This is a genomic window from Vibrio cidicii, from assembly GCF_009665415.1.
GTDB lineage: Bacteria > Pseudomonadota > Gammaproteobacteria > Enterobacterales > Vibrionaceae > Vibrio > Vibrio cidicii.
This window is the reverse complement of sequence record NZ_CP035920.1, coordinates 39,151-61,112: the sequence shown is the minus strand read 5'-3', so window position 1 is coordinate 61,112 and position 21,962 is coordinate 39,151. Positions and strand designations below refer to the sequence as shown.

Annotated in this window: 16 protein-coding genes; 3 read left to right on the top strand and 13 right to left on the bottom strand. The window is 48.7% G+C overall.

Annotated elements, in window-relative coordinates; genetic code table 11:
- Positions 1-23: 23 nt before the first annotated feature.
- Together EWA64_RS00525 and EWA64_RS00520 are read right to left on the bottom strand one after the other, a co-directional pair.
- Positions 24-1,619, bottom strand: coding sequence for a sulfatase family protein (locus EWA64_RS00525; RefSeq protein WP_061894772.1), 1,596 nt, complete (start codon positions 1,617-1,619; stop codon positions 24-26).
- A gap of 10 nt (positions 1,620-1,629) precedes the next feature.
- Entirely contained in the window at positions 1,630-2,856 is a 1,227-nt protein-coding gene (locus tag EWA64_RS00520; protein WP_061894773.1) for an anaerobic sulfatase maturase, read from the bottom strand.
- Between the two features lie 247 nt (positions 2,857-3,103).
- Here EWA64_RS00520 and EWA64_RS00515 point away from each other — a divergent pair, with 247 nt between their 5' ends.
- Both EWA64_RS00515 and EWA64_RS00510 read left to right on the top strand, forming a co-directional pair.
- Positions 3,104-5,998: a chondroitinase family polysaccharide lyase gene (locus tag EWA64_RS00515; protein WP_170320340.1), complete on the top strand. Its 2,895-nt coding sequence runs from the start codon at positions 3,104-3,106 to the stop codon at positions 5,996-5,998.
- Between the two features lie 47 nt (positions 5,999-6,045).
- Complete coding sequence (locus tag EWA64_RS00510; RefSeq protein WP_061894775.1) at positions 6,046-9,198, top strand: chondroitinase family polysaccharide lyase; 3,153 nt, start codon at positions 6,046-6,048, stop codon at positions 9,196-9,198.
- 93 nt (positions 9,199-9,291) lie between these two features.
- On the opposite strand, the gene EWA64_RS00505 is transcribed toward EWA64_RS00510, so the two are convergent.
- The 11 genes from EWA64_RS00505 to EWA64_RS00455 all read right to left on the bottom strand — a co-directional run bounded on the left by EWA64_RS00505 (position 9,292) and on the right by EWA64_RS00455 (position 19,357).
- The gene (locus EWA64_RS00505) at positions 9,292-9,993 is read right to left on the bottom strand and encodes a carbohydrate-binding family 9-like protein (protein ID WP_061894776.1); all 702 of its coding nucleotides are present in this window, start codon (positions 9,991-9,993) and stop codon (positions 9,292-9,294) included.
- Between the two features lie 234 nt (positions 9,994-10,227).
- On the bottom strand, positions 10,228-11,304 hold the full coding sequence (locus EWA64_RS00500; RefSeq protein WP_061894777.1) for a glycoside hydrolase family 88/105 protein: 1,077 nt from the start codon (positions 11,302-11,304) through the stop codon (positions 10,228-10,230).
- Between the two features lie 12 nt (positions 11,305-11,316).
- Entirely contained in the window at positions 11,317-12,081 is a 765-nt protein-coding gene (gene kduD, locus EWA64_RS00495) for a 2-dehydro-3-deoxy-D-gluconate 5-dehydrogenase KduD (protein ID WP_061894778.1), read from the bottom strand.
- Positions 12,082-12,178: 97 nt separating this feature from the next.
- Entirely contained in the window at positions 12,179-13,009 is an 831-nt protein-coding gene (kduI, locus tag EWA64_RS00490) for a 5-dehydro-4-deoxy-D-glucuronate isomerase (RefSeq protein WP_061894779.1), read from the bottom strand.
- Between the two features lie 12 nt (positions 13,010-13,021).
- Positions 13,022-14,176 carry an N-acetylglucosamine-6-phosphate deacetylase gene (gene nagA / locus EWA64_RS00485; RefSeq protein WP_061894780.1) on the bottom strand — a complete coding sequence of 385 codons (1,155 nt, stop codon included), beginning with the start codon at positions 14,174-14,176 and terminating at the stop codon, positions 13,022-13,024.
- Positions 14,177-14,178: 2 nt separating this feature from the next.
- The gene (gene agaF, locus EWA64_RS00480) at positions 14,179-14,616 is read right to left on the bottom strand and encodes a PTS galactosamine/N-acetylgalactosamine transporter subunit IIA (RefSeq protein ID WP_061894781.1); all 438 of its coding nucleotides are present in this window, start codon (positions 14,614-14,616) and stop codon (positions 14,179-14,181) included.
- A gap of 53 nt (positions 14,617-14,669) precedes the next feature.
- Positions 14,670-15,560: a PTS system mannose/fructose/sorbose family transporter subunit IID gene (locus EWA64_RS00475; protein ID WP_061894782.1), complete on the bottom strand. Its 891-nt coding sequence runs from the start codon at positions 15,558-15,560 to the stop codon at positions 14,670-14,672.
- Positions 15,544-16,329, bottom strand: a complete 786-nt coding sequence (gene agaW, locus EWA64_RS00470) for a PTS N-acetylgalactosamine transporter subunit IIC (RefSeq protein WP_061894783.1) — start codon at positions 16,327-16,329, stop codon at positions 15,544-15,546. Before agaW ends, EWA64_RS00475 begins: the two co-directional genes overlap by 17 nt.
- 55 nt (positions 16,330-16,384) lie before the next feature.
- Positions 16,385-16,882, bottom strand: coding sequence for a PTS sugar transporter subunit IIB (locus EWA64_RS00465; RefSeq protein WP_061894784.1), 498 nt, complete (start codon positions 16,880-16,882; stop codon positions 16,385-16,387).
- 17 nt (positions 16,883-16,899) lie between these two features.
- Positions 16,900-18,063, bottom strand: a complete 1,164-nt coding sequence (locus EWA64_RS00460; protein WP_439655051.1) for an SIS domain-containing protein — start codon at positions 18,061-18,063, stop codon at positions 16,900-16,902.
- A gap of 16 nt (positions 18,064-18,079) precedes the next feature.
- On the bottom strand, positions 18,080-19,357 hold the full coding sequence (locus tag EWA64_RS00455; RefSeq protein WP_061894786.1) for a D-tagatose-bisphosphate aldolase, class II, non-catalytic subunit: 1,278 nt from the start codon (positions 19,355-19,357) through the stop codon (positions 18,080-18,082).
- Between the two features lie 727 nt (positions 19,358-20,084).
- Here EWA64_RS00455 and EWA64_RS00450 point away from each other — a divergent pair.
- The gene (locus EWA64_RS00450; protein ID WP_061894788.1) at positions 20,085-21,653 is read left to right on the top strand and encodes a sulfatase-like hydrolase/transferase; all 1,569 of its coding nucleotides are present in this window, start codon (positions 20,085-20,087) and stop codon (positions 21,651-21,653) included.
- Positions 21,654-21,962: the final 309 nt, after the last annotated feature.

Here is a 21,962-nt window from a genome sequence, read left to right as displayed (position 1 = left end):
ATTAATGAATGAAGACTTGGTCACTACTTCGCTGACTCAGTCAGAATTTGGTAGCGGTCCTGGCCCCAGCCCATAGGTGCAGGTTTGGTTTTGATCCACTCATAAAACGCGGCTTTCATCTCTGTGACTTTTTCAGGGTACTGTTTGGCTAAGTTGTTCGACTCTGAAATGTCTTTTGAGTAGTTATACAGCTCATACACATGATTACCATCGTCGTAAAAATGCAAAGACCACTCTTGATCTTTAATTGCCCACTCACCGCGAGATTTACGTTCAACGTAAGGGCTTGGCTCTACGTTAGGTTGTTTATAAGTGATCCAGTCCCAGTACTGGGACCAGAACGCGTCGTTTTTCTCTGCATCATAGTGGAATGCACGCGGACCCGCCCAGTACAGATATTGATGTGGCTTATTGCGCGCCCCTTTCATGGTTGGAAGAATATCAACGCCATCGACTTTCAACTCACTCGGAATATCAATTCCGGCTGCACTCAATGCCGTTGGCAGAATATCCATCGCCGATACTAAGGTATCGTTGGCGCTGCGCTCTGGTAACACGCCTTTCCAGTGCACAATGAATGGTACGTTAACACCACCACGGTAGCGCTGACCTTTGTATGCCTTGTTCATGCCGTTACGAGGCATCGGAGATTCACCCACGGCGCCATTATCCGACAAGAAGAAAATGAGTGTATTTTCGTACTCACCTGTTTCTTTTAGCTTATCGATAATCTGGCCAATGCCTTCATCAGATGCATTGATGTGCGCATAGTATTTATCGACTTCCACGTTACCAGTATCGAACTTACTCATGTATTTATTCGGAGCAGGCTGTTCCAGTGGAATGTGCGGTACGGAGTAAGCCAGATTGATAAAGAACGGTTTATCTTCTTTCTCAGCTTTGTCAATGAAGTTCAGCGCTTCATTGGTCAGATTATGCGTGAGGAAACCCCAAGCGGTGATATTCTCATAGTTACGGAAAACGGCTGGTGAGTTGTAAACGGCAGCACCAGAGGCAAAGTATGAGTATGAGTAATCAAAGCCGCGGTCATTCGGGAAAAACCCTTTTTCAGGTTTTGAGATTTCATTATCGTGGTAGTCACGCGTTCTTTGGTTCTCAGGCACCTTGGTTTTGGTGATCTTGGCATTGTGATATTTACCAATATTTGCGGTGGCATAACCATTTTCCTGGAACAGCTCAGGAAGCATAGTGACATCAAGCGGCACACCATGGTGCGCGTCATCATTACTGTAGATGCCGAAGCTGTGAGGGAAGCGTCCGGTTAAAATCCCTGCGCGTGATGGGCCACACACCGGCGTCGCAACGTAAGCATTGGTCATGCTCACCCCTTCTTTCGCCAGTTGAGTCACGTTAGGCATGGCGCGTTTTGCCGCGTCATAAGCTTTATCAAAATCGACCTTATAACGGTCAGAGACAAAACGCTTCTTCAGCACCTCTTTTTCGATTTCGCCCATCGCAAAATCCAGCTGCTGTTTCCCCAAATCGTCCATAACAATGACGAGTACGTTAGGTTGCTCGTCTGCGGCAAGGGAGTGCATTGGCGCAGCAATACACGCGGCCCCAACCATCCCTGCAAGCACGCTCTTTTTAAATGACATGATTAACCTCTTAACGGTTGTAAAATTGCGCCATCATCGGCATAACATCAGCAGCCAGGCCACCACGACGGATAGCTTCAGACATGTGATGCATTGCAGGCGCTGTATGTGTGAAAATCGCTTTGTAAGATGGGCATAAATAGTTCTGACGATGATGCTCACCTTCAATGACATTGATGCGATGTTTTGGGCAACCGCCGTAGCACAACTCTTGAACGTTACAGTTAAGGCATTGACTCGTTAGTGTTCTGGATTTATCAAGACCAAAGTTACGTTGTTGCTTACTTAAAGCCAGTTGTTTGATGTTCGTCTGCATCATGTTTCCGAGGCGATTGTCGTCGTAAACATAGTGGTCACAGGAGTACATATCGCCATTGGCTTCGATGATCATCGCCTGGCCACAGTTTTTGGCCTGGACACAGACCGAAGCAGAATGTCCCATCCAGCAGGCTAGAATGCTGTCGAACATACGCACGTATACCTTGCCTACATCGTTGAGTACCCACTCGTTAAAGACGTCGATCATGAACTTGCCGTAGCCTTCGGCCGGTACAGAGAAAGGCGCCAATTCAGCATTTTCAACCGGTGAGTAGGATTGCACGCCTTTGTTGCATTCTGGGCGAATTTCGACGATAGGAATAAACTGTAGGAACTGAGAGCCGAGGTCTTTCAGTGCATGGTACACCTCTTTCCCTTTGTCCCAGTTTTCATCATTGATGACAGTTAAGGTGTTAAATTCGACGTTGTACTCTTTAAGCAAATCGATCGCTTGCTTAACACGCTGGAAAGTCGGTTTACCATTGACCGATACACGGTATTTATCGTGAATATCGGCTGTGCCATCGACCGAAACACCAATCAAAAAACGGTTTTCAGCAAAGAATTCTGCCCATTGGCGGTTAATGGCAATTGCGTTGGTTTGAAAGCTATTGTGAATGGTTTTGCCGTTAGCAAACTGCTTTTGAAACTGAACCACTTTTTTAAAAAAGTCCAGTCCCGCCAAGGTCGGTTCTCCGCCTTGCCAAGCAAAATCAATCACATCTGCATCCTGAGATTCAATGTAATCGCGCACGTAGCGTTTAAGGACACTGTCACTCATCAGATCTTGATTGCCCGAGTTCGGCGTGTGAATGGTGTCTTCTTTTTCTAAGTAAAAACAGTAGTCACATTTAAGGTTACAACGGTAACTGACGGGCTTAGCCATCATGTGAAAGTGTGTGGGTTTGCCTTTAGACATTGTGGCCTCCACGGAAGCGGTTCTTTAACAGGGGAATATACGTGAAACAGAAGCAACGACCAATGTTCTAGATCACAAAGCGAAACAAAACAAAAGTTTTTTGTTTTTATTCGAAAGCATTTGTAGCAATATGAAAAGCAAATGTAAGCAGAGTTAGTTTTAATTCATGTCAGGCTCATTGCTAAGGTCAGCACTTATTATTGCTAGTGTACCATCCGCTTATTTCGCATACGCGAGTACTTCACCGTTGCAATCCACCATTATCAGCTTTGAAGAACAAACGCGGCCAACGTTTGTTAGCCATGGTGAAATAAGTAAAAAACGTGCGATTTTAGGCGAGCAATCGTTACTTTGGAAATGGCGAGCTGGCGATATCCTTACGATCAAAAAACGCATCCAGCGCTACGATAACAAGCAAGCGAAAAAAGCGTTTGGTAAGAAAGCAACTCAAGTCATTTCGTTTTGGGTTTACAACGAAGTACCGTTAGATCAGTCGATGACCTTGTTACTTTCAAAGCAAGGCAATGATCCAAGTGAAAAAGCGATTAACCTCAATTTTAAAGGATGGCGCGCCTTTGGGTTATCTTTGGACAGTGACTTTGAGCAGCCCGTCACTAAAGAGCTCGATACCGTTCAGTTTGTGGCACCAACTCATGACTCTGGTGAGCTATTTATCGACCGAGTGATGTTTTCTATTGATGATGGGCGTTATCAGTGGTCGGATTATCATGTCAAAAACAGAATGGCAGGCCATTTCCCAGAGATCGACTTTGGATTACCCACTTCTTTACCTGAAGCGACTGAGCAACAAAAACAAGCGCTGAATGTGGTCAAACAAAAAACCATCACATTACTGGCAGACAGCAACATCAGACTTCCTGCTTTGCGAGCTAAATTTGATGACTTCCAAATACGAGAAGTGGAGGGAGTAATTCGTGGTCGGCACATTCTTACCGATAAGCAGCAAGTCATTTATAACTCACGCTATCTATTGCCTGAAGATTTAGAAGACTTTAAAGAATACGCCATTTTAGGAAAAAAAGACCAATTCGGGATCATCAAGCACCTTGGTTACTCCGATCTCATGCTCGATATTACCAGTCGCTATGTGAAAACCAAAGATGCCGCAGAACGCGCGGCATTGTCTGACATGTATCTCCTTATGACCAGGCATTTGCTCGATCAAGGTTTTGCTAAAGGCAGCAGTCTTGTCAGCACCCACCACTGGGGCTACTCATCACGAGGTTGGTATTCTTCCGCGTTGCTGATGCAAGATGTGCTTGAGCAGAACGACTTACTGCCAGAAGTCTACGACGCTTTGCTTTGGCATGCGCGTGAGTTTAAAGCCAGCTTCGATATGGAGATAAAACCACAGAGCTCCAATTTAGACTATTTCAATACGCTATCTCGCCAGCATTTAGCACTCATTTTGCTCAATCCCGATGAAAACGAGCGTGTTGCATTGGTGAGTAAGTTTGGCCGTTTTATCACTCAAGCTCTGGCGCAAACGCCACCATCGTCTTTTGATGGATTGCGTGATGATGGTACCGCTTATCGTCATATGGGGCATTACCCGAATTATGCGTTTCACGGATTTGATCATATCGCACAGGTCATTTATGCCCTTCACGGTACCGAGTTTGCGGTTCAAAAACCGGGATTGGATAAGCTTAAAAAAGCCATGATTGCTGGCTGGATTTATTCTAACCCTGTGGTACCCATGGGCATTGCCGGGCGCCACCCTTTCGATGATTTAAGCGTTAAACGTTACGCGCAAGGCATGAAGTTATTAGCCAAAAGCTACCCACAATTTGATGAAGAGTTAGCTTCGATTTATCTGCAAATCAGGGGATTATCTTCAAAAGACAGTGTCAAACATTTTGGAAAAACCATCTCTCCAGCCACCCTGCCGGAGGGAAGCTGGTCGTTTAATGGTGGTGCGTTTGCCGTACATCGACACGGCACGCAAATGGCCTTTATGAAAGGGTATAACGATGTGGTATGGAGCTCTGAAATTTATACCCGCGATAATCGTTACGGCCGTTATCAAAGCAATGGCAGCGTGCATGTGATGCCGTATGGCGAGCTGAAACAACACGGCTATCAAGAAAATGGCTGGGACTGGGCGCGCAACCCTGGCGCAACCGGAATTAAAGTCGATTTAGATAAACTCGAAAGTTTTACTCGTGATTCCCTGATGATGTATTCGAAAGAGGGAAAAAGCGCCGCTACCTCGTTAGACCAGAAGCATACCATCTTTAGTCACAAACACGTTGAGCGCAAATACCCACACTTTGACCCCACATTCCGCGCCAATAAGCACGTACTGGCGACAGAAAACATGCTTTACATGACGGGAAATCAGATTAGCAATTCGCTTAGTGACCGTGACGAAACAACGGAAACCACCTTATTCCAACTCGCCACCAAAGGCAGCGCGACCAGCATCAATATTAATGGCTCTCTCCATTCTGATGCGAACTTAAACATCACATTGACCAATCACGACTGGTTAATTGATAGCAATAACGTGGGTTACTTTCTGATTGATGTGGACCCAGTTCGGGTTACCCGAAGCGTACAACAATCACGCCATAACAAAACCAAAAAAGCGACTCAAGGCGAGTTCGTGACCGCTTGGATCGATCACGGGGTAAACCCGACGAACGCCCACTATGAATATTTGGTGGTGATGAATGCCACAGCCGAAGAAATGCAGCAGCTCGCGCAGCGTTATCAAAACGCCGCTCGTGATGCATCCGAAAAACCGGGCGAAATTCTAGAAACCAGTGATAACCACCACCTTGTCAGAGTGAATGACTTATATGGATACAGTGCCTTTAGTGCTGCGCACTTTACTCACGGCGTGCTGCAAGACGTCAGTCAGCCCGCTCAAGTATTGACTCAGACGTTAGCAAACGGAAACGTCAAACTCAGTGTGTCCGCGATGGATTTAAACCTCGTCAAAGAGTGGGCGTATGGGCCAACCGAGGCACCAAACAAACCGGTCATCATAGAACTGACGTTGCGTGGTAAGTGGCAAATGGATCAGGCGATTCGCCATCAATACCGCGATAACACGACCATAGTGACCATTTCGAGTCTATTTGGCGCCGCCACCGAATTTGAAATACAACCCTAACAAATGATTTGAATAACTTGAGACATGATTCTCACTTGGATACTTCAATGAAAAGAACCGCTCTCCTTCCTTTAAATAAAGTCGCACTGTTACTTGGCAGTGCTTTAATGGCGCCAAGCGCTTTTGCTTCCCTTACCCCAACAATCCTCAGCTTTGAAGAAAGCAGTGTACCAACGTGGATTAACAGCAATGAAATCACTCTTAGCCTCAGCTCTAAGCGCGCGATATTGGGTGATCAATCGCTCTTGTGGCAGTGGAACGCGGGCGAAAAATTGGTGATCAGTAAAACATTCACCCGTTATACCGATACCGAAGCGCGTGCACTCTACGGCAGTTCAGCCACACAGATCATTTCCTTTTGGCTGTATAACGAAACGCCAAGCGCATCCCCGGCCACGCTGACATTAGCCAATCCTGAAGGCGCTTACCCACGTACCACCACCATCAATTTAAACTTCACCGGGTGGCGAAACGTGACACTATCACTTAATAATGACTTTGCGTCATCAGTCCCGGCTAAGTTTGGCCAAATCATGCTAAGCGCACCGAACTCTGGTTCTGGTAAGTTATATATTGACCGCATTATGGTATCTATTGATGACAGCCGTTACCAATGGAGTGATGATCAAATCACCACACGTTATCCAGTCGAAGAGATTAATTTCGACTTGCCGATGAACTTACCCGCACCGACGAGTGCAGAGCTCGCGGCCATCGAACAAATCAAAACCAGATTGATGCAAAATCTCGGTACGGGCAGTGCTAACATTTCTAGTTTAGAAAGCAAATTCAATAGCTTTAATATTATCAAACGAGCAGATGGCACCATAACTGGCCGCCACCTTATTACTGATCCGCAGCAAACGCCGTACCAACCGAACCACCTCTCTGCGCAAGATAAAGCGGACTACAATGAGTACGCCCTTCTGGGTGAAGGCGATAAATACAACTCAAAAATCACCGGATATGCTCAGTTAATGCTTAATCTGGGCAAGGCGTATCACAACCCTCTTGCGAACAAAGATCGCATTGCTGAAATGTATACCCTCATGACAGAACACATGTTCGACCAAGGCTTTGTCGATGGCAGTGCGCTAGGGACTACCCACCACTGGGGTTACAGTGGCCGTTGGTGGTACCTTTCGGCATTGCTGATGGAAGAGCCTCTGCGTCAAGCCGGTCTGCTCGATAAAACCTATAAAGCGTTACTGTGGTTTTCTCGTGAATTCCGTGACCGTGGTTTTGAAATGAACGTGACCCCAAGCAGCACGGATATGGACTTTTTCAATACCCTGTCACAGCAAAATCTGGCAATGATATTACTTAATCCAGATGAGAGAGAAAAAGTCGCACTGCTGCATAAGTACGCCGATTTCCTCTCTGCAACCATTGATCGCAATCCTCCGGGCTACAACGATGGTTTTCGACCGGACGGCACCGCATGGCGACATAAAGGGCACTATCCAGGTTATGCATTCCCTGCCTTAACGAGCATCGGAGATCTTGCTTATCTGATGAAAGGGGATGAGTTTGGCTTCCAAACTGGCGCTCTGGACACGATAAAAAAGGCCATGATATCAGCATGGATCTACACCAACCCGACGGTTCCTTTGGGTATAGCAGGTCGTCACCCATTTACTGATTTATCCGTCAACAGCAGTTTTGCTGAAAGCATGAAAAATATCGCTCTTAGCTACCCTACGCTAGACAAAGAGCTGGCGAGTATTTATCTCACGATAACTCAGCAAAGTGCAGCTCAAAGTGTGGCTATTTTTGGAGAATCCATTACCCCAGCGACCTTGCCTGAGGGCAGTTGGACCTTTAACGGTGGTGCCTTTGCTGTTCACCGGGTAGGCGATCGCATGGCGATTTTCAAAGGGTATAACCAAGACGTTTGGTCTTCAGAAATCTATACCAACGATAACCGTTATGGTCGTTACCAGTCACACGGCTCGGTGCATGTACTCCCTCACGGTGACCCTGTCACCCATGGCTATAAACAAGAGGGATGGGACTGGAACCGTAATCCGGGTACAACCACTATCCACTTACCCATCGACGAGCTTGAAAGCCCTCGCTCTTCTACGCTGATGGTACGCTCTGATGCCGGCTTATCGGGGGCGACGTCGTTAGAAAATCAGTACACACTATTTAGTTTTAAGCATAAAGCGCCACAAGATTTAGATCGTTTCGAGCCAAGCTTTGAGATGAACAAACATGCGCTAGGCTCAGAAAAATTTATCTATTTAACGGGTAATAATATCCGTAATCTGGATGGCAGCCATCGCACTGAGACGACCCTCTTTCAGTTGGCCATACGTTCAGGAAAAGGGGTAAATATTAATGGTGTTTCTTATACGGGCAGTACATTAAACACTACCTTACAGTCAGGTGATTGGATCATTGACGACAACCATGTCGGTTACTACCTCGTGAACACCGATCCGGTGAAGGTATACCGTGGTGGGCAAACGTCAAAGCATATCAAAACTAAAGCCGTTACCTCTGGCAACTTCTCTAGTGCTTGGATTGACCATGGCGTTGCTCCGAATAATAAGCAATACGAATACATCATGGTGATGGAAGCCACACCACAAGAGATGACGCAACTGGCGAGAGCATTTAAAGCGCAACCACGTTTTGTAACCTTGCAAAGTGATGAACTGCGTCAAGTGGTGAAGGATACGTCATCCAATCTCTTCGGTTACACCAATTTTGCTGAGTCTACCTTTGATCAAGGCTACATCACTCATGTAGACAAGCCATCTCAGACGCTGCTTCGTGTTGATGCCCTACAACAAAAAATGATGTTATCAGGATCGTCTCTGGAGCTTAACTATCAAAAAGACGTGGATAATCAATTACTCCCTGACTTAACCACCGGTCCTGCACCAGTCAGTATTACTTATACCATCAAAGGGAAATGGCAGCTCTCGGCTGGTGAAGCGCAAGTCGTGGCATCAGACAATGAAACCATGGTGACATTAAGTAGCGACTTTGCCATGCCACAAGAAGTAACGCTCACAACAACGAGCTTGCCACTGATCCCTCTGGAACCATCGATTCCAGCGCAACCAGTAGAGCCAGAAGTACCCGAAGAACCAACATCTCCATCATCTTCAGGTGGCAGTGGTGGCTCGACATCACCATTACTGGTGTTTGGACTGGGTCTATTAGGGCTATTGCGTTATCAGCGTTAAGACGATGAATGCATCGCAACATAGAGTTTGCGATGCATCCGCGCATAAATATAGTCTTCAATAAAAAAGCGCCAATCAATGGCGCTTTTTATTTTATTTAACAAGTTTGCATGTACCAAAAGGTTTTGGATTATGAAACGCAGGTTTTGGAAGCCTAGGATCATTCCACGCAATCCAACCCATATCGATACCGCTTTCTGTTTTAGTAAACTCCGCACGCATTAAAGCACAAATAAGCTCTGTTTTGTCTTTATTCTGCCACAGTTGCATATTTGTTAATGTGTTCATTGGAATAGAACCTTCAACCAAATAACCATATTCCGTTATTTTTGATCGAGTTTTAAGGCCTTCCCATTTATATTCCACCAAAGAGGTTCTTTTATTAATCTTGGTGTCGAAAGTGCCCACAGCGCTATATATTTGATCTTCAGCGTCAATTTCCATTGTGTAATATTTTTCTAGATCATGACTTTTCGCTAAAAATATTTCAACACGGTCAGAATCCAAGGCTCCACGTTCACCCTCGCCAATGGTGACATGCTTATCATCCACGCGGTAACGGAAATAAACCGCTTCATCATCCCACACGGCCTTAAACTCTGTTGCTGGCGCCAACTTGGTATCCCAAGGGAAGGTAAACTGAGTCAGTGTATCGGCTTCACCCCACGCGCTGTCGCTGTCATTTGCATCAATAACAGGGGCTTTCTCAACATGTTTAATTAAGTAAGTATCACCCGCAAACACAGCAGATGAAGCAAGTAAAGACGCAATGGTAACCGTAAGTAATTTTTTCATAAACATCCCTAAAAATAAGAAATACAATAAAGAAAGATATATTTCACACGATAATAAGAAATTATCAACTACATATTGTTAAAAATTTGAATCAGTTTGAAAATATATTTCTATATCTATTGGCAGACAAATTAATATGAAAAGATGGAATGTGATTTAATTATTCATCTCAACTTAATCCACAAAAAAAGCGGCGCATCGGCGCCGCTCTCTCTTTCCCGTTGGTGCTGCACGTTACGCCAGCTTCGATACTTCAATCGCCGCAAGAATAAACGCGCCGGCCCCGTAATCAATGTTGTGCTCAAACTGCACATCACGCGGGTTGAATGCCGGCAACTGTACCCAGCCAATCATGCCGTTGTCGTGGATCGCTGTTTCTAACGCCGCCCACGCGTTGTGCACGACAGGCAGGTAGGTCGCTTCATCCAGTAAGCCCTGGTTGAGGCCCCACGCCAGACCGAAGGTGAACAGCGCCGTGGCGCTCGACTCCGGTGCCGGGAACGAATCCGGATCCAGCAGGCTCGCCCGCCAGAAACCGTCGTCGTGCTGGTACTTCACCACTTCTTTGGCGAGGTTAACGAACAGAGTGCGGTAGCCCTCGCGCTCGTCAAAGTGCTCTGGCAAGCGCTCAAGGATGCGCGGCACGGCGGCCAGCATCCAGCCCAGTCCGCGTGACCAGAAGACTTTTTCGCCATTGGCTTCACGAAACTCGCTGCCGCCATCGCCAAATTCGTTGCGGTACTTTTGCCCCACTTCGGTTGGCATGTAGCGATAATCACGGTAGTACAGGCCCGTCTCCGGATCGTACAGGTGATTCACCGAGTCCCAAAAGGCGGTGTGCATGTAGTTCACGTACTTGTCATCACCGGTTTCGCGTGACAGCGCCGCAAACGCCGGCGGCGCCATGAACAGCGAATCCACCCACCACCAGTCGCGGTGACCCGGTTTCGGATCGTTGACCATAAGGTCGAACGCTTTGATGGTTGGCTCCAGCGCTTCCGGAATGTTTACCGTTGGGTACACGTCCAGGTACGCCTGCGCGCACACGTGGTCGTCGGCAAAGCGCGGGAAGGCGCCGGTACGAAAACCGGTGTGCAGGGTGTAGTTCATCACCCCATCGAGGTACTCTTGATCGTCGGTCGCTTTCCACGCCGCGGCCACGGTGGACCAGAACACGCCCCGCTCCCAGTCGGTGTCTTTGATGAAGCGCGTGGCCCCGCTGCGGCGGATCACGCTGCGCGTCTGGTTGGCCGCCTGATAGCGGTAAACGCGTTTCATCTGATCCAGTACGTGCGCTTTATTAAGTGTCATGTCGGCTCCTTCTTAGCGAGCTAACCAGCCGCCATCCACGGCCAGCGTGTAACCGGTGACGTAGTTTGAGGCGTCTGAAGCCAGGAAGGTGACCGGACCTTGCATGTCGGTTGGCAGACCCCAACGACCCGCTGGAATGCGCTCCAAGATAGCCTGGTTGCGCGCCGCGTCTTCACGCAGAGCCTGAGTATTGTTGGTCGCCATGTAACCCGGGGCAATCGCGTTCACCTGGATGTTGTGGCCAGACAGTTCGGTCGCTAAGGCGCGGGTGATGCCCATGACCGCCGATTTAGACGCGGTGTAAGAGATCACGCGAATGCCGCCCTGGAACGACAGCATAGAGGCGATGTTGATGATTTTGCCGCCTGACTGCTGCGCAATGAAGTGTTTCGCCACTGCCTGAGAGAGGAACACCACGGCTTTTTGGTTGATGGCAATCACGTCGTCCCAGTTCTCTTCTGAGAAGTCAATCAGGTCTTCACGACGGATGATGCCGGCGTTGTTGACCAGGATGTCCACACGCCCCATGATTTCTACCGCCTGGTCGACAAGCTCGGTCAGTGCCGCCTTGCTTGAGTTGGCGATAAGGTTCGCATTGATGTATTCAAAACGGCGGCCTTCGGCTTCGATCATGGCTTTGGTTTCTGGTGCGTCTACGTAACCAATACCCAGTACGTCAGCGCCAGCTTTGGCCAGACCCACCGCCATGCCCTGGCCCAGACCGGTATCACAACCGGTCACAATCGCGACTTTACCTGTTAAATCGAACATGTTCATGATGCATTTCCTTTATAAAGCCGCCCTCACGCCCGGTTGTCTTCGAGGGTGAGCGTGAGAGCGTGTATGACTATCAAATATGAAAATCAGGCCTGATTTAGCGTAGGTCGGACATGGCCACGTGGTCCATGTCATCAAACGTCTGGTTTTCCCCACACATTGACCAAATGAATGAGTACGCTGCGGTGCCGACACCGGAGTGGATAGACCAGCTTGGTGAGATCACGGCTTGTTTTTCGCGCATCACGATGTGACGCGTCTCGGTCGGCTCGCCCATGTAGTGGAACACGACGTTGTCATCCGTCATATCAAAGTAGAGGTACACTTCCATGCGGCGCTCGTGCGTGTGGCATGGCATGGTGTTCCACAGTGAGCCCGGGTGCAGCTGGGTTAAGCCCATGGTCAGCTGACACGTTGGCAGCACCGATGGCACGATGTATTTGTTGATGGTGCGCACGTTGCAGTTTTCGGCGTTGCCCAACGTGACTTTTTCCGCGTCATCGAGGGTGATTTTGCGCGTTGGGTAGGCGTGGTGCGCCGGGGTGGAGTTCATGTAGAACTGCGCCGGAGCACTGGCGTCGACGCTTTCAAAGGTAACGTCTTTGGCGCCCATGCCGATGTACAGGGCTTCGCGCGGGGCGATGTCGTAAACCTCGCCATCGACGGTGACTTTGCCCGCTTCGCCCAGGTTGATCAGACCCAACTCACGGCGCTGCAGAAAGTACTCCACGCCTAACGCTTTGCCCGCGGCTAACGCCAGTGGGCGCTGCGTCGGGACGATGCCACCAAAGATGATGCGATCGATGTGCGAATAGGTCAGAGAGATCTCGCCGTCGACAAACACGCGCTCGACGAGAAATTGTTCACGCAGCCCGTCCGTATCGAGCATTTTTGCGTGTGCACTGTGAATAGGTTGACGAATATCCATTAGGAACCCTCGTTATTCTTGTGTATCAAATGCCCACTGCCCCTTGATGAGGGTGCGGTGAACGTGAAGTTGATCGTCCATGACGACCAGACTGGCATCAAAACCGGCGGCAATCGAGCCTAAACGCTGCCCCAGTCCGAGGTAGCGCGCTGGCACGGCGGTGCTCATCTGCACCGCTTCCCACAGTGGGATCTTGGCCTCAAACACCATGGTGCGCAGCGCTTTGTCCAGGCTGCAGGTGCTGCCAGCCAGAGAGCCGTCGGCGGTCATGGCGTTGCCATCGGTCACGGTGACGGTTTGCGCGCCGAGGACGTAATCGCCATCGGGCATGCCACCGGCACGCATACAATCGGTAATCAGGGCCATCTTCTCGTGCCCTTTCATGCGGTACGCCAGATTCATCATCACCGGATTGACGTGCACGCCATCGGGGATGATTTCGGCCAGCATGTCGTGATACAGCACCGCGCCGGCACAGCCCGGCTCACGGTGGTGCAGCCCCAACATGCCATTAAACAGGTGCACGCCACAGTCGGCGCCATGCTGATGCGCTTCGGTCACCTGTTCGAAGGTGGCGCTGGTGTGGGCGACGCTGACTTTGATCCCGCGCGCGACCAGCCAGTCAATCACCGCCATCGAGCCGTCGTATTCCGGCGCAAGTGCCACACGCAGTAAGGTGTCGCCGGCGCAGGCGCTGAGCTGCTCGAGTTCATCCAGTGTCGCGGCTTTTAAAAAGCGCGTCGGGTGCGAGCCACGAAACGGTTCGGTAAAGTAAGGCCCTTCTAAGAACGAGCCCACCAGTTCGGCGCCCGAGCTCTGACCCTGCTCAATAAAGCGTTTCACGCCACTGAGCGCGGCGTGGATTTCGTCCATCGGCGCGGTCACCGTGGTGCCACACCAGGCGACGACGCCCGTTTCTGGCAGGGCGTCACTGATGGTTTGCAGCGCCTCGGGCGTGGCGTCCATGACGTCACACCCGCCGCGGCCGTGAATGTGAATATCAACAAAGCCAGCCATCAGAGACAGGCCTTCAAGGCGAATGCACTCACAATCACTTGGGATTTGCTTGGTCACCGCTTCGATGGTATCGCTATTGACGATCACGGCGGTGTCGTGCTCCACCCCATTTGGGGTGAAGACCTTATCCGCTAATAGGGCGAAACGCATGCTTATAAACCGTCGTCGTCATCTGCCGCGGCCGCGCTGATTTTCACGAGCGCCTGACGCATAGATTGCATGGTCGAGCCACCGATTTCCAACAAGGTTTCGACCAAGTCGTCGAGGTTGCTGCCATCGCGCTCAAACGCCGAGTTGGCGATCATCGCTAGGTTCACACCCGCCACTATTTCTATATTCGGGGTGTCCAGCATGATGTTCATCGCACGGTTGCATGGTGAGCCGCCCAGAACATCACATAAAAACAGCACGCCGTCACCGGTGTTGACCGCTTGCGCCGCTTTGCGTAGCTCGTCTTCTAAATCGTCAGTAGACATGGATTCCAAGAAGTCGACAAATTCAAACTGATCTTGTTCGCCAGCGATGGCGTGAAAGGCCGACTGCATGCCGGTCGCGAAGTTGATGTGGCCTGAAACAACAATACCAATCATGAGAAAATTCCTTAAAAATAAGGGGAAGCGATTGTTTTCCCCTTTACTCAGACTTAGAGAATGCCCAAATAGTGCCCCACGACGCCAAGCGCGAGCGTGCCAAAAATCAGTACCGGTGGCTTGGCAAAGAAGCCTTTGCCGCGCACCATTTTGAACATGAAGAACACGAGCGCCAGTGGCAGCAGGTTCGGCATGATCTTGTCAAACAGATCGTGTTGCAGCGACACCACTTTACCGCCCATCTCGAGCTCAAGCGTGGTGTTGACTTTGATGAAGGTGGCGGTCAGCGCCCCAATCACGAACAGACCCATGATGTTGGCGGCGCGCGCTAACTTCTCGGTCACGCCACTCATGGCGCTCATCGCTTTCGCACCAGCGTTGTAGCCAAGGAACATCAGACCAAAGTACGCTAAGAAGTGCGGAATTTGGTACAGCACGAAGAACACGAACGGACCGGCAATCGAGCCATCCGCGGCAATCGCCGCGCCCAGTGCTAAAGTCAATGGCATCAGAGTCATGTGGTCAAGCGCATCACCAATGCCACCCAGTGGACCAAGACCCGCCACTTTCACGGCGTTGATGGTGCTTGGTTTTTCTTTGTTCTCTTCCATTGCTACCGACAGGCCAAGCAGGAAGGTGAACAGTTTTGGTGAGCTGTTGAAGAACTGCAGGTGGTTTTTCAACGAGGTCGCAAAGTCACGCTTGTTGTTGCCGTGAATTTTTTTCAGCGCCGGGATCATCGAGTACGCGTAACCGCCCGCCTGCATACGTTCGAAGTTGAAGTTGCCTTCCATGAACAGGCCACGCAGGGCACACATAATAAGCTCACGCTTGGTGATCACTTTACGTACTTCGGTGTCTTGGTACGCATCGATCTCGTCAGTGAAACGTTCTGCTTGTTCAACTTCTTTTGGAAGTGTGTCTGTATTAGATACCGTCGTCATCGTAATTCTCACTTTGCACAGAGTTATTGCTTGCGACTGCCTGGGCCTGGTTGCCAGTCATGAAGTAGTAAAGGACCGCGGCTGAGCCACCGAGTACCGCCACCGCCATGATCGGCAGTTTCAGGTACGTGGTCATCACGAAACCAATGAAGAAGATCCCCGCCATCTCTTTGTTCCACATCACTTTTAACAGCATGGCAAAACCGATAGCTGGCACCATTTTCGCGCCGATACCTAAGCCTTCAAGCAGCATGGTTGGAGCGTTTTCGTCAATCCACTGCGCCGCGTGCTCACCAAAGTACACGGTGATGAACGCGACCACGGAGTACATGGTGGCACGAGCGGTCAGAATGCTGATCAATAAGAAGTCGATACCGCGAGAATCACCGCGCTCCGCGCAGTCATCCGCTTTACCCATCGCAAACGACGACATGGCGAAGAAGCCGATGATCAACATCTGCATCAGAACCGCAATCGGCATGCCCACACCCATCGCAATTTCCGGGGTCTGGTTAGTCATGATGGCAAACGCCACCGCGGCAATCGTACCCATGGTTACATCTGGTGGCTGAGCGCCTGCGTTTGGCACCAGGCCAAGCCACGCCAACTCCAGAACCGCGCCGGTCATCAGACCCAGTTCCAGATCACCCATGATCAGGCCAACAATCGGCCCTGTGATCAGCGGACGGTGAATGTTCAGGGCAACATCGTATTTATCGATACCACACAGGAACGCCCACGCCGCCACAAGCATTGCTTCAAATAGCATTGTCTCTTCCTTTATCAGAGCCGGAGGAGGACACCCCCACCCCGGCGGTTGAAAATTACGCGCTCGCTGTCGCCAGAGCTAACACCTCAACCGGATCCTGATCCGGGGTGTTTTGGATAGTGGAAACCACATTGCACGCCGCAATGCGCTCAAACGCCGCGATGTCTTTGTCGTCCACCGATACGGTTTTGGTGATTTGACGTTTGCCTTCGTGGAAGTGCATGTTGCCCACGTTCACCGCCTTGATAGGCACGCCGCCTTCAATCAGACGCGCCACGTCGGTTGGGTTCGAACACACGATGAAGATTTTTTGCTCCGGCTTGGCTTTACCAATGATGGCGCACAGCTTGTCGACCGAGTAGAACGAGGTTTTGAACTCGCCGCCGGCCGAAGCGCGCATCGCCGCCTGAGAGAACTCGGCAGTTGGGCCTTCGGCCACATCGTCGTTACACACGATACAAGTGTTAGCGCCAGAAGCCGGCATCCAAGTAATTTTCACTTGGCCATGCAATAGACGCTCGTCTATTCGGCACCATACAATATTCGCTGACATAGTATTGAAACCCTCAGTTATGATTCAAATTGGTGGATGATCACGCCTTGCACGACACGGTTGACTTCGCCCGTTGGGCAAGGATTATCAGGTGTAATGTCTAGCGCTAACGAATGGAAGAATGAGTACTCTTGAGCCACAATTAAGTATGGGAAAATCAACTCAACATCAGAAGCCGCTTCTAGGCCATCAATATGCAGGTAGTGACCATCAGTGACAATATCATCTAGTTGCGCAGCAACTGCCACCACTTGTAGTGCTAGGTTATCACGACGTAATTCTGTCAACAGGTCTAAGTCGTATTGACGTGTGTATGGGTTATTCGAGATGTAGACCATGACCAATGTTTCATCATCAATAATTGACTTAGGACCGTGACGGAAACCAAGTGGCGAATCGTACATAGCAACCACTTTGCCCGCCGTCAGCTCTAGTAATTTTAGAGCAGACTCTTGAGCCAGACCTTGGAAACCACCGGAACCGATATAGATCACACGTTTTGCATCTTTCGCCACGATGTCACGAATTGGTGCACACACGTCTTGGATCAGCCTTTTAGATTGTTCACATACTTTCTCGAAATCTTGTGAACTGGCTTTGTTGAAAGTTAAGAACGAGAATGCCGCCATCATCATTGAAGAGAATGAGGAAGTCATTGCGAACGACTTATCGTTAGTCTCTGTCGGCATCAGTACCGCTAGAGAACGCACATCGCTTTGACAACGGTTGTAAAGCTGACCGTCAGCGTTACAAGTAACCACTAGGTGGAAACAATCAGACAAGACTTGAGAAGCCAAATCTACCGCACGCACGGATTCTGGTGAGTTACCAGAACGAGCAAATGACACCAACAGTGTTGGGATATCTTCAGCAAAGTACTGAGATGGGTTTGACACGATGTCTGTGGTCGCAATAGCTTCTACGCGGCAGTTTAATTCTTTCGCTAGGATTGGCGCTAACGCTTTACCGGCAAATGCAGACGTACCCGCACCTGTCATCACAATTCGTAAGTTCTCTTTGGCAAACAGTGGCGAAAGAAACGCTTCTGCTTGCGCACGACATTCATTCACAATCGCAAGGGTTTTTAACCAACAATCTGGTTGTTGCTCGATTTCTTTTGCTGTCCAGAAACCTTTGTTCGTTTCTAGCTCAGCAATGTCAATGCCTAGGTGTTTCATTATTTAGTCACTCGTATAATTAAAACTTGCAAGCACGTGCGTAGATTTCTAGCACGGTCTTTTGAATCTTGTTGATAACAAACGCTTTCGGGTTGTTTTCTATTTCACCGCTACGCAGTGCTGCATAACCTTCAGGTAGGTGTTGACTCGCAAGCGCAAGAGGTAGTCCCTCTTTTAGGTTGGCAAACAGCTTGTCTACGGCAGCTTGAATGGTTTCATCAGCCCAGTAGTAACGGATACGATCAGATAGAGAGTAAGAACGTGAAAATTTTTGCTCTGCTTCGTTACCGTGGTAGTACTTCGCCCAGTTATCTGGTTTTGCAAGCATCACAGATTCGATGACGTTACGTAGGTTAGAGCGTTGCTCGATAGGTAGTATTTCATCTTCAATCGCACAGAGACCGTATAGGGCTTCACGCATAGCAAAAGTTAGCTGCGGGCCCACTTTTAAGATCGCAAAGTGATCGCGAACTAATAGAGCGTAGTTTTCTGGAGATTGGTAATCGGTTGAGTGTGCTTCAAACAGTATATTCTCAAACTCGTTAACCACTTTTGATAGCTCAGCCGCTGACTCTGGTTTGTAATCAATCACACTAGAGTGGTCAAACTCAACGGCAGGTTGTACAACCAAGCCTACAACGCGATCCCAACAATCTAAGCCAGCAGCAGCAAATGCGTCCTTGTGTGCTTTAATAGTTTGACGAGCCGCTTCTGGTGACGTTGGTTGCACTTCGTGTAACTCTTCAGTTTCACCACCCGGTACTGGCACTTCTGTACCAACCACATATGTAAATGCCCGTGCAGTACCAAAATTTTTCACTGCTGTGTCTTCTGCAATTTTCGCAAGGCGCGCAGCACGTTCAGCCACGATCTCATCCGTTAGAGACACAGGATCATCGGCACATGGCATCGAACAGTCTAAGTGAATTTTCGTAAATCCCGCAGCAACGTACGTTTCGATAAGTACCTCTGCTTTTGCCATCGCTTCCGCTGCTGGTTCATCTTGCCAACGGTTTGGACCTAAGTGGTCACCGCCAAGGATCAAGTTTTCAGAGTTAAAGCCATGTGCTTCTGCTAAGCTAAGAACTAAATCACGGAAGTCAGCAGGTAACATCCCCGTATAGCCGCCGAATTGATCAACTTGGTTCGACGTTGCTTCAATCAAAAGTGGGGATTTGTCTTTTTTCGCTTGCAGAATAGCTGCTTCGAGAACAAGAGGGTGAGCAGAACATACGGAGTAAATGCCGTTTTCGTTACCAGCTTTATGCTGCTTTACTATGTTCAGTAGAGTTGTCATGTAATCACTCCAAAGTGGATCAATTCGGTATAAGTCTTACCCGACGTTTCTATGAAGTTCGAACACGAAAAAGGCGCATGTTGTAAGGTTTTAAACGATGACGTCTTCGACTACGTCATCACAATCCAAACGCCAAACTTGCACCAACTTCAGATGAAAGGCCATAGCAACACCAAGTTCATTCGTCATAGCTACATCAATAAAAACATCATTCAAGCAAAGAATATTTCCGTCGTCGTAATGCCAGAATTACTGTGTTATCCCCATTTCACAGAGCGACACCCTAGTAAAAATAAGATGATGGTTAGACACTTCATAGGTGAAATTGAAAGGAGCAATTAATCCAATTCAAAGTGCCCACTGGTTATTCTGTAATAATAACAAATGAACTTTCATTTTTCTTCGCTTTTATAATACGAAAAAAAACAAAAGCCACACAATACGAAAGCACTGTTTTTTTGATGCATTTCACAAATCACACCAATTCGTTTCGATTTCGCATAAAAAATTAACAGAAAAACCAAATAAAAAGGCAAACGAAACAAATAAAAACAAAATGAAAGCAGGGTTTTCTTCGCGGCATTTTTTAATTTTCTATGACCTGATTTCCGACTTTTGTGATCTACCAATTCGAAATTTAACTTTCGATCACTTACGATATAAAAAAGGTAAGCGTATTAGAAAACAAGTCGCTTGCAATTTAGAACATTGACAAGAGGAAACCACCATGTCTGTTTCTCGTCGAGACCTGTTGAAAGGGATTGCCGCGACAAGCGTTGTTGCTACAACAGCCGCTTGTTCTTCAGTCACCTCAAATGGCACTGCTCCTGCTCAGGGTCAGAATAAAAAGCAAAACAACGTAAAAAAACCAAACCTACTGGTTATTTTCCCTGATGAATGTCGTACTCAGTCACTGGGTTATATGGGGATGGATAAACACACGATGACACCAAACATCGACCGCATGGCGCGTGAAGGTGTCGTTCTCGATCAAACCATTTCAAATTTCCCGTTATGTACGCCAGCGCGCGGCATGTTCATGACTGGTCAGTACCCGTACCGCAATGGTATTCACGGTAACTGCCATACGCCGGAAGAAGGCCACTTTGGTGGTTCTAATTTTGGCGTTGAGCTAAAACAGAACGCGATTTGTTGGTCAGATGTGCTGAAAAAACAGGGATACTCACTGGGCTACCTAGGAAAGTGGCACTTAGACTGCCCGAAACCGCCATTTGTGCCGTCTTACAATAACCCACTCGGTGGCCGTTACTGGAATGACTGGACACCGCTATCGCACCGTCACAGTTTTGATTGGTGGTACTCTTACGGTACGTACGATCTGCACATGAATCCAATCTACTGGACTAACGAAACGCCACGTGAAGCACCGTTGAAAATCAACCAATGGTCACCAGAGCACGAAGCGGACATGGCGATCAAATACCTACGTAACGAAGGTGGTCAATACCGTAATGAGGAAGAACCATTCGCACTGGTTGTTTCCATGAACCCACCGCATTCACCGTATGATCAAGTACCAGAGAAATACTTAGAACGCTTTAAGGGCAAAACCTCAAGAGAGATGAACGATCGTCCAAACGTCGATTGGAACAAAGAATATTTGGAAGGTTACGGCCCTGAGTTCTACAAAGAATACCTCGCCATGATTAACGGTGTTGACGAGCAAGTTGGTCGTATTGTCGATGAGCTCGACCGCCTCAACCTTGCCGAAGATACACTTGTCGTTTTCTTCTCTGATCACGGTTGCTGCCTTGGCGCTAATGGCCAGCCAACGAAAAACGTGATTTATGAAGAGTCGGTACGTATTCCGATGATTTTCCGTTGGAAAGGCAAACTGATGCCAATGCAAGACGATCTTCTCTTCTCTATCCCTGACCTATTTCCAACCATGTTGGGTCTGATGGGGTTAGATACTGAGATCCCAGACACGGTAGAAGGCACCAACTACGCGAAAACAGTACAAGGTGAAAAAGGCGATAAACGTGCCACTTCACAGCTTTATGTGAAGTCACCTTATGGCGCACCGTCCTACGGGCAGCGTGGAGTTCGTACAGAACGCTACACGCTGCAAGCAACGCGTAAAATTGGTAAGCCAATTGAATACATGTTGTTCGACAACATCGCTGATCCGTTCCAAATGAATAACATTGCGGATAAGAACCCAGAGTTGGTTGAACAACTGGTACAAACCGAACTCATGCATTGGCTTGAGCACACCGGCGACTCTTGGCGTCCAACAGAAGTGCCAGCTTCTGTGTTAAACGCTTATATCTAAGTCTTACTTAGCGATAATAAAGCCAGCTTTGTGCTTAATGCTGATCGTGTGGCTACTTGAACGACCCTACAGAGGCTCCATAATCGGTCGTAACGTAAGTTACGACCGATTTTTTAGTGCGCCGAGCATGGTGTCAACCTAGGAGGTGAAAGTCTTCTACGTGCCTTGTCGAGCAGGAAACGTTAGCCTATGCAAGGGTGTCCATCGTGAGGTGGAATCTACGGGGCGCCGGCCGGAAGTAAGCAAATGGCAAAACATAGCTTTGACGAACAGAAATCTGGTAGTAGGCATAGTCAACTTGGGTAACCT

Coding starts and splice junctions, on each gene's coding strand:
- EWA64_RS00525 (WP_061894772.1), bottom strand. CDS start 1,619: ATGTCATTTAAAAAGAGCGTGCTTGCAGGGATGGTTGGGGCCGCGTGT.
- EWA64_RS00520 (WP_061894773.1), bottom strand. CDS start 2,856: ATGTCTAAAGGCAAACCCACACACTTTCACATGATGGCTAAGCCCGTC.
- EWA64_RS00510 (WP_061894775.1), top strand. CDS start 6,046: ATGAAAAGAACCGCTCTCCTTCCTTTAAATAAAGTCGCACTGTTACTT.
- EWA64_RS00505 (WP_061894776.1), bottom strand. CDS start 9,993: ATGAAAAAATTACTTACGGTTACCATTGCGTCTTTACTTGCTTCATCT.
- EWA64_RS00500 (WP_061894777.1), bottom strand. CDS start 11,304: ATGACACTTAATAAAGCGCACGTACTGGATCAGATGAAACGCGTTTAC.
- kduD (WP_061894778.1), bottom strand. CDS start 12,081: ATGAACATGTTCGATTTAACAGGTAAAGTCGCGATTGTGACCGGTTGT.
- kduI (WP_061894779.1), bottom strand. CDS start 13,009: ATGGATATTCGTCAACCTATTCACAGTGCACACGCAAAAATGCTCGAT.
- nagA (WP_061894780.1), bottom strand. CDS start 14,176: ATGCGTTTCGCCCTATTAGCGGATAAGGTCTTCACCCCAAATGGGGTG.
- agaF (WP_061894781.1), bottom strand. CDS start 14,616: ATGATTGGTATTGTTGTTTCAGGCCACATCAACTTCGCGACCGGCATG.
- EWA64_RS00475 (WP_061894782.1), bottom strand. CDS start 15,560: ATGACGACGGTATCTAATACAGACACACTTCCAAAAGAAGTTGAACAA.
- agaW (WP_061894783.1), bottom strand. CDS start 16,329: ATGCTATTTGAAGCAATGCTTGTGGCGGCGTGGGCGTTCCTGTGTGGT.
- EWA64_RS00465 (WP_061894784.1), bottom strand. CDS start 16,882: ATGTCAGCGAATATTGTATGGTGCCGAATAGACGAGCGTCTATTGCAT.
- EWA64_RS00455 (WP_061894786.1), bottom strand. CDS start 19,357: ATGACAACTCTACTGAACATAGTAAAGCAGCATAAAGCTGGTAACGAA.
- EWA64_RS00450 (WP_061894788.1), top strand. CDS start 20,085: ATGTCTGTTTCTCGTCGAGACCTGTTGAAAGGGATTGCCGCGACAAGC.